The organism is Mycoplasma todarodis (assembly GCF_004335995.1).
Taxonomy (GTDB): domain Bacteria; phylum Bacillota_I; class Bacilli_A; order Mycoplasmatales; family Metamycoplasmataceae; genus Mycoplasma_K; species Mycoplasma_K todarodis.
Genome location: NZ_PSZP01000019.1, coordinates 1 through 12,028 on the forward strand (window position 1 = coordinate 1; position 12,028 = coordinate 12,028).

12 protein-coding genes and 1 pseudogene are annotated in these 12,028 nt (G+C 30.8%); 11 read left to right on the plus strand and 2 right to left on the minus strand.

Annotated elements, in window-relative coordinates; genetic code table 4:
• The 6 genes and pseudogenes from C4B25_RS02710 to C4B25_RS02735 form a co-directional block, all read left to right on the plus strand.
• Window positions 1-418: pseudogene (locus C4B25_RS02710) on the plus strand (hypothetical protein); the annotation flags it as partial.
• Window positions 419-675: 257 nt separating this feature from the next.
• Entirely contained in the window at window positions 676-2,274 is a 1,599-nt protein-coding gene (locus C4B25_RS02715; RefSeq protein WP_131613525.1) for a CTP synthase, read from the plus strand.
• Between the two features lie 136 nt (window positions 2,275-2,410).
• Window positions 2,411-2,683 (plus strand): HU family DNA-binding protein, encoded by a 273-nt coding sequence (locus tag C4B25_RS02720; RefSeq protein ID WP_131613526.1) that lies wholly within the window; start codon window positions 2,411-2,413, stop codon window positions 2,681-2,683.
• A 250-nt stretch (window positions 2,684-2,933) separates the two neighbouring features.
• On the plus strand, window positions 2,934-5,582 hold the full coding sequence (ileS, locus tag C4B25_RS02725) for an isoleucine--tRNA ligase (protein WP_131613527.1): 2,649 nt from the start codon (window positions 2,934-2,936) through the stop codon (window positions 5,580-5,582).
• A gap of 27 nt (window positions 5,583-5,609) precedes the next feature.
• The gene (locus tag C4B25_RS02730) at window positions 5,610-6,320 is read left to right on the plus strand and encodes a signal peptidase II (protein ID WP_131613528.1); all 711 of its coding nucleotides are present in this window, start codon (window positions 5,610-5,612) and stop codon (window positions 6,318-6,320) included.
• 33 nt (window positions 6,321-6,353) lie between these two features.
• Complete coding sequence (locus tag C4B25_RS02735) at window positions 6,354-7,232, plus strand: RluA family pseudouridine synthase (protein ID WP_131613529.1); 879 nt, start codon at window positions 6,354-6,356, stop codon at window positions 7,230-7,232.
• 22 nt (window positions 7,233-7,254) lie between these two features.
• Here the strand turns inward: C4B25_RS02735 and C4B25_RS02740 are convergent, their stop codons facing one another.
• A complete protein-coding gene (locus C4B25_RS02740) occupies window positions 7,255-7,782 on the minus strand; it encodes a uracil-DNA glycosylase (RefSeq protein WP_131613530.1) in 528 nt (175 codons plus the stop codon).
• Between the two features lie 29 nt (window positions 7,783-7,811).
• A complete protein-coding gene (locus C4B25_RS02745) occupies window positions 7,812-8,483 on the minus strand; it encodes a ribonuclease HIII (RefSeq protein ID WP_131613531.1) in 672 nt (223 codons plus the stop codon).
• 70 nt (window positions 8,484-8,553) lie between these two features.
• Between C4B25_RS02745 and C4B25_RS02750 the strand changes: the two genes are divergently transcribed.
• The 5 genes from C4B25_RS02750 to C4B25_RS02770 all read left to right on the plus strand — a co-directional run.
• Window positions 8,554-8,853 carry a 4'-phosphopantetheinyl transferase superfamily protein gene (locus C4B25_RS02750; protein ID WP_131613532.1) on the plus strand — a complete coding sequence of 100 codons (300 nt, stop codon included), beginning with the start codon at window positions 8,554-8,556 and terminating at the stop codon, window positions 8,851-8,853.
• Entirely contained in the window at window positions 8,854-9,636 is a 783-nt protein-coding gene (locus C4B25_RS02755) for a lysophospholipid acyltransferase family protein (RefSeq protein WP_131613533.1), read from the plus strand.
• 17 nt (window positions 9,637-9,653) lie between these two features.
• Window positions 9,654-10,388: a segregation/condensation protein A gene (locus C4B25_RS02760; protein WP_131613534.1), complete on the plus strand. Its 735-nt coding sequence runs from the start codon at window positions 9,654-9,656 to the stop codon at window positions 10,386-10,388.
• Entirely contained in the window at window positions 10,381-10,947 is a 567-nt protein-coding gene (scpB, locus tag C4B25_RS02765; RefSeq protein ID WP_131613535.1) for an SMC-Scp complex subunit ScpB, read from the plus strand. Before C4B25_RS02760 ends, scpB begins: the two co-directional genes overlap by 8 nt.
• Before the next feature lie 241 nt (window positions 10,948-11,188).
• Window positions 11,189-12,028: hypothetical protein (locus tag C4B25_RS02770; RefSeq protein WP_131613536.1), on the plus strand; the 840-nt coding region annotated here is incomplete at its 3' end.

Here is a 12,028-nt window from a genome sequence, read left to right on the forward strand (position 1 = left end):
TATTAAAGGAGCAACAGATGCGATTATTAACGTATCTGGTGGGAACATAACACTTGACGACGCGAACCAAGCTGTTGCAACAATTCAACAAGCGGCTGGTGAAGATCTAAACATTATCTTTGGGGTTTCAGTAAATGAAAACCTAGGTGATGAGATCTATGTATCAGTTATCGCTACAGGGCTTAATGATAAAGAACCAAAATTATCAGAAGAAGAAATAAAGGCTGAAGTTGCTAAAGCAGTTGAAACAATGGAAATCTCATTTGAGAATGAAGCAACAAGAGAAATACTTGTTACTAACCCATTGCCTGAAGAGGATAAACTGTCAATAACAGATGAACGCGAATTAACAAACACAACACCGTTTGATGATCCGGAAGATGACGATGACGATCTTCCAGCATTCTTAAGAAGATAATTAAAATTTCAAGATTAGCGATGTCTCGAAGCTATAGAAATTTAAATAATCTACTTATAAGTTTGATTAAAAAAATATCGAACTTTTTGGAAAGTTGGATTCACATAAGAATCTTTTATAAGAAAGAGTGGCCACATGGTTACTCTTTTTTTATTATCTTTTTTTCACACTTTGAATAAATGATTCTTAACACATATAAATATGTGTATAATATTCTTATTGAAATTAGCGAATTTAAGCATAATTAAGGAGAAATAATGGCAAAATATATATTTGTAACAGGTGGAGTTTTATCAGGTTTAGGAAAAGGAGTTTCAGCCGCTTCAGTGGGGAGATTATTAAAAGCAAGAGGGTATAAAGTTTTCGTTCAAAAATTTGACCCATATTTAAATGTGGATCCAGGAACAATGTCTCCATATGAACATGGTGAAGTTTACGTAACAGCTGATGGAGCAGAAACAGATTTAGACCTTGGGCACTATGAAAGATTTATTGATGAAAAATTCTCTAAACATTCGAACTATACAACAGCTCAAATCTTCAAAAGATTAATGGATAAAGAAAGACGTGGAGACTTTGGTGGTAAAACAGTGCAAATTGTTCCTCACATGACAGACGAGATCGAACATTTAATAAGACTAGGTGGAAGAACATCTAAAGCTGACTTTGTTATCACGGAAATTGGTGGTACTGTTGGAGATATTGAATCTCAATCATTCTTTAGAACATTAGCAAGTATGCTTTTAAAAGAACCTGAAAATTGTTTCTTCATACATACAACATATATCCCATTCCTTACAGCGTCAAAAGAATTCAAGACCAAACCAGCACAATTCTCAATGTCAGAACTATGATCACTTTCAATTAAACCAAATATGGTTTTCATGAGATCTACAAATCCAGTTACTGATGAAGTTCATAAGAAAATTTCTAGAACATCATTCATTCCTCAAGATCATGTAATTTCTGTTCCTGATGCAGGTAATATCTATACAATCCCATTAGCATTAGAAGAACAAAAGGTTGCGCATAAGATACTTAGACACTTAGGTATGAGTGTTAAAAGACCTAAATTAGATGATTGAAAAGAATATGTAGCACTTATCAACAAAGAGAAAAAAGAGGAAGTTACAATCGCTATGGTTGGTAAATATATAGAATTAGAAGATGCATATATGTCAATTATTGAAGCTCTTAAAATTTCTGCTAATTATACAGGTACAAAACTTAAATTTAAGTGAATCCAAGCGGATAATATCACAGCTAAAAATATCGCTTCTAAAATCAAAGGGACAAATGGTGCGATGATTTTACCAGGCTTTGGTAAAAGAGGTTTTGAAGGTAAAGTTATTACAGCTAAATACTTAAGAGATATCGATCATCCAACATTTGGTATTTGTTACGGAATGCAAGCAATGACTGTTGATCAAGCTAGAAGAACAGGTATTAAAGATGCAACAACATCTGAAATTTCGGAAAAAGGAACATTCGTTATTGATTTTATTAGAGGTAAAAAGAAAACTGATGGTATCGGTGGAACACTTAGACTAGGGGAATCGAAAACATTGATTAAAGAGGGGTCAATTGCAGAGAAGATTTATGAAGCTGACCACGCTATTGAAAGACATAGACATAGATATGAAGTTAACCCAGAATTCGTTTCAAAAATTGAAGATGATGAATTCCAATTCTCAGGATTCGATGAAAAAACAAATCTTGCAGAAGTTTGTGAAGTTAAAGGTAAAAAGTTCTTCTTTGGAGTTCAATATCACCCAGAATTCACAGCAAGACCACTTAAAGATAATCCTATTTTCACTAAATTCTTACAAGCAGCAATCAAAAATAAAGCACTATAGGGTGCTTTTTTGTTATTTTTTGTATTCATTTAATGGAATTCCATACTAAAATTTTAGTTTCAATGTAGAATTACTTATGTGAAGTTATTAACGCTAATAATAATATTTACAAAAGAGAGAATTAAGAAAGGAATAAATGACTAACAAAAAAATGATGTCAGCTGATATCGCCAAAAAGTTAGAATACAAACAAACAGAAATTACAGAAATTATTGAAGAATTTCTTAAGTTAGCTATTCACGAGTTAAAAGCTGGTAAAAAGGTAAATTTAAATAAAATTGGTGTTCTTGAAATTATAGAAAAACCAGAAAAACAATGTTACAATCCACATAAAAAATCAATGATTACCATTCCAACGAGAAAGATTTTGGATTTTAGACCATCAAAACATATGAAAGATACTATGTAATATAGTATTTTTTTCTTTTAAAATATGCTAAAATAAAACTATAAATTAAATATAACAATGACGAAGACAAGTTCATTTATTATTCTTGCTAAGAGAGTTGGTGTTAGCTGCAAACCAATCAAGAATGTAAAGAGAATATCACTTCAGAGTCTCATAAAAGCGTTTTGTTCACGTTACGAACACTTAAAGAGTCCTATTAGGGTGGTACGTTGGCCCCTAATACGGACTCTTTTTGTTTGAAAAGGAAAATATGAAAAAAGATTACAAAGAAACCTTAAACATGCCACAAACAGATTTTGGTATGAAAGCTGGACTAGTTGAGAAAGAACCGAAATATAGACAAGAATGATTGAAGAAAGAAATTTACAAAAAAGCATTAGCTAAAAATAAAGAAAACCAAAGATTCATTTTACATGATGGACCACCATATGCAAATGGTGATTTACACATTGGGCATGCTTTAAATAAAATACTAAAAGATATTATTGTTAGATATAAAACAATGAATGGTTTTTATGCACCTTATACTCCAGGGTGAGATACACATGGATTACCAATTGAAAATAAAATGTTGGAAACTATGGATAAGAAAGCTGATGACTTTGATCCTGTGATGTTAAGAAAAGAAGCTGCTAAATATGCATTAACACAAGTGGCAAGACAAGAAGCTCAATTCAAAACATTAAATTTATTATCAGATCTTTCTGAAAAATATGTAACGCTTGATAAGAATTTCGAAGCTAATCAATTAAAACTTTTCAAGAAAATGGCACTTGATGGATTAATTTACAAAGGGTTGAAACCAGTTTATTGATCACCATCATCACGTTCAGCATTAGCGGAAGCAGAAGTTGAATATGCTGATCACAGATCTCCTTCAATTTTTGTGGCATTAGATGTTGTTAAGGGAAATGAAACAATTTCCGCAGGTGAAAAGCTTGTTATATGAACTACAACTCCATGAACATTGATTGCTAATTCTGGTATTGCGGTTGGTATGTCATTTGAATACTCAACAGTAAAAGCAAATGGTAATACTTATGTTGTTGCAACACAATTATTAGATTCATTAGCAGCAGCTGCAAAATGAGAAGAATTCGAGGTTTTAAAATCATTTAAAGGTAAAGAACTAGTAGGTCTTGAATATCAACGTCCAGTTAAAACAGAATTAACTGCACCTGTTGTTGAAGGGCACCATGTAACATTGGAATCTGGAACAGGTCTAGTGCATATTGCTCCTTTATTTGGTGAAGATGACTTCATTATCGGGAAAAAATTCAAATTAGACATGATTATGCATGTTGAAGGTGATGGTAAATTTAATAAGGAAGCTGGAGAACTTGAAGGTATTTTCTATGAAGATGCCAATAAAGATGTAGGGATGAAACTTGATGCCGAAGGAAGACTTCTTTCTCTTAAATTCATGAAACATTCATATCCACATGATTGAAGAACACACAAACCTATTATTTATAGAGGAGTTCCTCAATGATTTGTTTCAATTTCAAAAATCAAATCACAGATTCTAGAAGAATTATCAAAAGTTAAATCACACCCCGAATGAGGTGTGGCAAGACTTTCTCAAATGATAGAAAATAGAGATGATTGAACAATTTCAAGACAAAGAACTTGAGGAGTTCCAATTCCTGTATTTTATGATGGGGAAACACCTGTTATCGACGCTGAAATATTTGATAATGTTATCGAATTAGTTGCAGAACATGGTTCAGATATTTGATGAGAAAAATCTGCTGATGAACTATTACCAACTAAATTCCAAGGTAAAGGTTTCACAAAAGAAATGGATATTATGGATGTATGATTTGATTCCGGTTCATCTTCTATCGCAGTTAAACCTGAAGGTGAAGAAGCACCATTTGATTTATACTTAGAAGGTTCTGATCAATATCGTGGATGATTTAACTCATCATTAATTAACTCAGTTGCTTATAGAGGAGTATCACCATTCAAACAATTGTTATCTCATGGTTTTGTTTTAGATGGTAAAGGTAATAAAATGTCTAAATCTAAAGGTAATGTTGTATCACCACAAGAGATTGTTGGTAAAAATGGTGCCGATATTTTAAGATTGTGAGCAGCAAACTCAGAGTTCACATCAGACGTTACTATTTCAGCTGAAATCATCAAACAAAATATTGATATTTATAGAAATTTCAGAACAAAAATGAGATTCATGCACGGTAATTTATTTGATTTTGATTCTTCAATGATGGTGGAACCAACAGGTTTCCACGCATATATTGCAGAGTTACACAAAAAAGTTAAAAATCAAATTAAAGAGAGTTATGAAGCATTTGAATTCAATAAGATGATTAAGATTGTTAATAATTTCATCATCAAGATATCATCATTATATTTTGAATTCGCTAAAGATGTTCTTTATGCTGATGAGAAAGACTCAACTGAAAGAAGAATGATTCAAACAAATATTTTCAATATTTTAAATACATTAATAATCACTCTTGCACCTATTCTCCCAACAACTACAGAAGAACTTTTCCAATTAATGAACCCTGAAAAAGAATCAGTTCATTTAGAAGAATTCTTTAAAGTTGAATCAGTGAATGAGGAAGTATTTAATCAATGAAATGCTTACTTTGAATTATTAGATGAAGTTAATAAAAAATTAGAAGAAGCTACAAAAGAAGGTCTAATTAGACGTAGAAATGAAGCGAAAGTAATTATTAATACAGATAACGAATTCTTAAAAACTTTAAACCTACAACAATTGTTAATTGTTGCTAAAGTGGAATTTGGTGAAGAAATTAAAGTTGAAACATTCGAAACAGTTAAATGTCCAAGATGTTGAAATCACATCGATGTAAACGAAATAAAAGATGAATTATGCGTTAGATGTTATAAAGTTCTTAATAAATAAGGGCTTTTTTTCTTATATAATTTGTTTATGAAATTTTTCTTTAAAAATATAATCAAAAAAATTGATAAGAAATTACTGATGCGTAATGCCATTATCTTAGTGTTTACCTTAAGTATTTTCATAGGTATAGATCAATTCACTAAAATATATGCGTTTTCAAAGTCAACTCCTGAAGTTATTGATTCTCTTGGTAATCGTGCTGTGCTTGTTTCCGAAGGAAAATTATTCGGTATGAGATTGGTTACAAACACCGGTATGTTTTCTTCATTGGGTGAAGGTACCATTCCATACGGAGGGGTTCAAACTATCACATCTTTAATTGCTATATTAGTTATTTTAAGTGCATTATTTAGTAAAAATAAGATTATGGTATTCGGTTTCTCTTTGATTGCTTCTGGAGCATTGGGTAATATCATGGATAGATATATGTTGATAGACACTAATGGAGGGCATTACGTTAGAGATTGAATATATAACCCAGGTCACGATAAAGGTACTTATAATATTGCAGATATAGAAGTTGTGTTTGGTTCTCCAATAGCAGCTATCGGATTATTGATCGGTATGTTCAAGGATTCTAAGGAAGAGAAGAAAACTTTTGAATCTTCAGAAAACAAAAAAGACTTCTGAGCAACTAAAAATACAGAAACTAAACAAAATAAAGAAATAAAAAAAGAAAAAGAAATTAAAAATACCGAAAAAATAAAAAATAAAGAAATTAATAAAGTAAATAAATAGGCGAAGTATCGCCTTTTTCTTTATAATACTTACATGGAAAAACTAGTAGCAAGATATACAGACAGAATAGACAAATACATTGCAGATAATACTGCAATTTCAAGAACTGACATTCAAACATTAATTAAAGGTCATGCCATTAACGTTAATGGTATTTCAGTAAGAAAGGCAAACTTTAAAGTTAAAGAAAATGATGAGATTGAAGTAACACAAGTAATTCAAAGAGAAATGAACGTTGTTGCAGAAGAGATGGAGATTGATGTTATTTATGAAGATGATGATTTAATTGTAGTAAATAAACCAACAGGATTAGTGGTTCACCCCGCTCCTGGACATCCAAATGGAACACTTGTAAATGGATTGATGTATAGATTCAAGGGTCAATTATCAGATATAAATGGTGAAGTTAGACCTGGAATTGTACACCGTATTGATAAAGATACTTCAGGATTATTAGTTGTAGCAAAGAATAATAGATCACATCAATTCTTAGCACAACAAATTAAAGACCATGATGTAAAAAGAACATACATGGCTTTAGTTAAAGGGAGGGTTACAAATGAGGTTACTCATATCGACCTTCCAGTTGGTAGAGATGTAAAACATCGTCAAAGAATGGCGGTTCAAAGACAAAATTCAAAACACGCTAAAACACACGTATTCATTGAGAAAGTAATGGAAAATACAACTTTAGTTAGATGTGAACTTGAAACAGGTAGAACACACCAAATACGTGTTCACTTAGCTTACATTGGACACCCAATAATCGGGGATCCTCTATATGGAACAGGGATTGATTCCTTTGGACAAAGATTACATGCTTATAAATTAGAGTTAACACACCCTAATGGGGAATTAATGAAATTTGAAGCACCAGTTCCAAAAGAGTTTTACGATAACGTTAAAAAATAAAGCATTCGCTTTATTTTTTTAATTATCAGTTTATTTCTTTTTTATTCATACTTTTTAAGAGTTGATTTGTTCTTGAAAAAGGTTTGGAACCAAAGAAAGAATGTCTTGCACCTAATGGGGAAGGATGTGATGATTCGAGGATGTGACCTTCAATCAAATGCTTGAATGACTTTGCATGATTCCCTCAAAGAATCCATACAATGTCTTTTTCTTTTCCTAATTCACTTATTAAGTTAGTTGTAAATTTTTTTCATTTCAAGATATGCGAACCAGGTTTACCTTCTTCGACTGTTAAGGATGTATTTAAAAGCATTATTCCTTGGTCTTTTCAATCGCTCAAATCTCCACATGTTCTTTCTATACCTAAATCACTTTTCAATTCTTTAAATATATTTTTTAGTGAAGGTGGTAATTTAACACCTGGATTAACGCTAAACGCAAGCCCATTAGCTTGACCTGGTTGGTGATAAGGATCTTGTCCAAGTATCACAACTTTTGGACTATCAATCTTATAGTTATGTATGAGTTCTTTTGGAGGATAAATATTCATAAAAAAATTATAAAAGAAAAGTAATCCGTTTAGATTACTTTTTCTGTTGTTTTGAATGATAACTTAGCAACTTCATTTAATTTTTCTGCTCCATATTTATTAACAAATTCTTTTGCGCAAGTAACAGCACGATCATTTGTTCCTAAAGGAAAAGTCATATCGTATCTTTTATTTTGAGATTCCATCATTTTTAAGAAATAAGCTCTAGCAACTATAGAAGCAGCAGCAACAGATACATGTTCCATTTCTCCTTTTGTTACCATTTTTAATTCTCTTTTGATAGGGGGAATATCCAATGAACTTTTTTCTAATCTAGAAACATATTTATTGAATGAATTTTCATTAACAAATTGATCTAATATAACTAAATCGATATTGTCCACCCTTGATTCAACAGCGTTAATCGCTTGTAAATGTATTATTGTTTTTAGTTCATGAGCATTAAATGAAGTGTTCAATTTGTTATAACCTTTTTGTGAAAGGTGTCTAACACTTGATTTAATTAAAGGTTTTATTTTTTCAAATAATTCTAAAATCTTTTTATCTGTAAGTTTTTTTGAGTCTGTAATACCCATCGCTTCTAATTTAGAGATGTATTGAGGAGGTACAAAAACGGCTGCTGCTACTAATGGAGTTAAGTAATCTCCAACACCAGTTTCGTCTGCTCCAATTATTTTAAGGTCTTTATATATTGCTTTCATAACTTATATTATAAAGATTAAAATCGATTTTATACATATCTATTGAATACCTTTAAGGTATAATTGATACATGATAGGCATCGACTTAACAAAAGTTTCAAGATTCAAAGAAAAAGAGCTTCAATTTGCGAAGCGTATTTTAACTGAAAAAGAATTTGAATTATTTGAGTTATCTAATAACAAAACAAAATTCATAGCTACAAGATGAGCGATTAAAGAAGCTCTTTTTAAAGCTGATAACTCTTTAAGAAATTATCCACATATGGAAATTGAAAAAAATTTCGGAAGATATGAATTCGAAGGATTTGAAATTTCAACATCCGATGAAGAAGATTTAGTTATTGCCATGGTTATAAACAAGGAGAAATAAATGTCATTATTAAAAATAAAAGTTGGGTTACTTACACCTTATTGACTATTCAAAGGTCATAGAGCAAATAGAATACACAAAAAATCATTGAAGGATCCAGAAAGATTCTCAAATGAATATAAATGAAACATAGCTGTTAAAAGAGCTCAAAAAACACTTAAAGGATTTAATGTTGTTTTAGATATCAAGGGATATGAAAACCTTCCAAAAGGAACAGCATTATTAGTACCAAATCACCAGTCATGAATTGATCCGGTTTGTGTAGTTGCTGCACTTGCAAAACAAACAGGTGAAGCTGATGTTAAACATAAAAAAGCTGTTTTCTTAGCAAAAAAAGAAGTTATGGATAAAAAGTCATTCAGAGGATGAGGAAGAATAACTAATACATTTTTTATCGATAGAAAAAATACAAGAGAATCATTAAAACAACTAGATGCCATGGGGAACTTTGCTAAGGAAAATGGTGACTTGATGGTTATTTTCCCAGAAGGAACAAGAACAAAAACAGGGAAACTTCAGGAATTTAAAACAGGAGCTTTCAGATTAGCTAAAAAAGAATTTGTTCCTATTATTCCAGTAACAATTAATAATTCATATAAGGGTGCTAACTTCGATAGAAAAGGTAAAACACATGTTGAAGTTATTTTCGGTAAACCAATCAAACCTATGACATTCATGGGACAACCAAATGAAAAAATAGCAGAAAGAGTTAAAGCAAAAGTTCAAAAAAATTATAAAGAATTCGACGCCACTGAAAAATCAGTAAGAGAACAAGAAGTATAGGAAGTATAGGTCAATAAATGCAAGAAAAAGAATATCAAATAAATTTAGATAACTATAATGGTCCATTAGACCTTTTACTTGAATTAGTAAAAGATAAGAAGATGGATTTATTTTCAATCGACTTAGCGGAACTTGCTACAGATTATTTAAGACTTATTAATGAAATGGAAGCGAAAGATATTGATATAGCATCTGAATATTTAGTAATGGCTGCAACTTTATTGCAAATTAAAGCAAGGATGCTCTTGGAGAATCCAAAAGAAGAAGCTAAAAATGAAGAAGATAAGAATTTATTAGTTCAAAGACTTGCTGAATATCAACAATTCAAACAATTTTCTGAAATCTTAAAAGAAAAAGAACAGGAACGTAAAAAACTTCATATTAAGAATCACGAAGAATATAGAACATTCGAGAAACCTATTGATGAAACAAAATTAGATGGTTCATCTGATCCAATAAAACTAATAATGGCATTAAGAAAAATGTTTGAAAGAACAAACGCCGCAAAATTTAGAAGTGGAACAATTTCTTCAATTAATATTTCACCTGAAGAAAGAGCGGAAGAATTAAGAGTTCTTTTAGATACAAAAGATGAATTATCTTTTGAAGAAGTGTTTAGTGTGCCAACGTTAAAACACTTTGCAGTAACTTTATTGGCTGTTTTAGATATGGCTAGGTTACAAGAAATAACATTAAAACAAGACGAACAATTCGCTACAATAAAAATAATCAAGGGAGGTTTAGATGCGTAAAATTATAGAAGCATTATTATATGTAAAAGGTAATGAGGGATTGACTCCGAGATCATTTGCTTCAATTTACGAGGAAATGAATACTCCTACAGCACGTAAAGAGATGCAAAAATTTATGGAAGAATGAAATAGCGAAGATCATGGGATGATGGTTGTTGAATACAAAGACCACTTCAAGTTCGCTACTAAAGTTGAGCTTCATGACAAAATATCGGAATTAGTTACAAATGAAAAGAAACAAAGGCTTTCTAATGCTGCTATTGAAGCGGCAGGAATAATAGCTTACAAACAACCAATAACTAAATCACAAGTTAATACCATTAGAGGTGTAGCTTCTGAAGCAGTTGTTAATACACTACTGATCAAAGGTTTAATAGAAGAAGCTGGAGTTGCTGAGACACCAGGTAGACCAATTTTATATAAGGTTTCTGCTAAATTTTATGATTACTTTAATATTTCTTCGCTTAAAGAGTTGCCAAAACTTTCAGAATTCGAAGAAGGACAAGAAGAAGGGGATTTTGAATTATTCTCATCTCAGAGATATGATAATCAAGAATAATGCTTATGGCATTTTTTTTATTGAAAATTCCTTCAAAATAAGCAGTTTAACTTCAGGGGTAGTTACATATCCTTGGTAATCCATTTTTTACATTTTTTCACTCATGGCATGAAATTACAATGTTCGCAATTTGGTTTTATTTGAAAACTATTATATAATTTAATGAAATAATATTAATACATTAATTTAAAAAAGGACACTTTCAATTTATTTGGCGATTTTTTGAAAGGTTAGGAGAGAAATGAATAAAAAAAGTAAAACAGCAATAATGGCAGCAATATCATTAGCATCTTTAGGTACTATTGGTGTGGGGACAGCCGTTACATTAAAAAAGAAAGATAATCATAAATCGACGACTGCAACTTCTTTTGAAGATAAGAAATTAAAAACAAACTTGCCAAACATAAATACGCCTAAAGCTGATTCTTTAACTTATAAAAAGATAAAGGAAATAGAAAAGAATATTAATGACATACTTAAAAAGTATGTGGCTTTTAATAAAAAACAAAATAAATTTGTTCCTGTTAAATTATTAGATATTACCAAAACTCTAAAAGTAAAAAAAGGAGATACAATCCTTAAAAAGGAACTTGAAGATTTCTTGGGAAAAGTATTTAACAAAAATACAATTGAAACATGAAGAGAAATTGAAAAGATTAACTCAAAAAAAATTGAGGATAATTTGAATGCGATTGATAAAAAAATAAAAGAAATTAACAAAAAAATTAAACATACAGAAACAAATATTGCAGCTAAGACTAAGGTGGTCAAATCCTTAAATGAAAAACTTTTAGTTGCTAAAGAAAACAAAAGAACGGCAAAAGACGAACTAGATAAAGCAACTCAAGCGTTAGATAAAGAAAATGCTAAAACACCAAACTTAGTTAAAATTTCTAAAGATGCAAAAGCAGCGCAAGATAAAGCAACTCAAGCAGTTAGTGATGCAAAAGCAAAACTTGATGCAGAGGTAGCAAAAACAGCTGATCTAAACAAAAAACTTTCTGATGCAAAAACTAATGAAGCAACAGCAAAAGACGAACTAGATAAAGCAACTCAAGCTCTAGCAGATGAAAAAGCTAAA